Source organism: Marimonas arenosa, assembly GCF_030848945.1.
Classification (GTDB): domain Bacteria; phylum Pseudomonadota; class Alphaproteobacteria; order Rhodobacterales; family Rhodobacteraceae; genus Marimonas; species Marimonas arenosa.
In genome coordinates this window covers 1-340 of sequence record NZ_JANHAX010000014.1, presented here as the reverse complement: position 1 = coordinate 340, position 340 = coordinate 1, and the positions used below count along the sequence as shown (strand labels likewise).

At 72.1% G+C, this 340-nt stretch carries 1 pseudogene; it reads left to right on the top strand.

Annotation, left to right across the window (positions count from 1 at the left end):
• A pseudogene (locus tag NO357_RS21285) lies at positions 1-340 on the top strand (hypothetical protein); the annotation flags it as partial.

Sequence of the window (340 nt, the reverse complement as noted above, 5' to 3'; positions counted from 1 at the left end):
GCATGGTCTACAGCCTCGCGGGACCGGACGCGTTCCTGTTCACGGTCGACGCCACAACGGGTACCGTCGCGCCGCAGGACTGGTTCGTCCCGTCGCTCGACGACGCCTGGGACCAGAACGAGGATCACGTCTACGAGCTCACCCGCGTCGCCACGCCGGAGGACGGCAGCGCGCCGGTCGAACAGGCGCTGCGGTTCGAGACGACCGCCGACGGCGTCCTGACTGAACTCGACCCGGCCCCCGGCGGAGACGCACCGACGGAGCCCACCGATCCGGTGGCGCCGACCGACCCGACCGATCCCACCGATCCCACGGAGCCGGTCGACCCGGGCACGCCCAC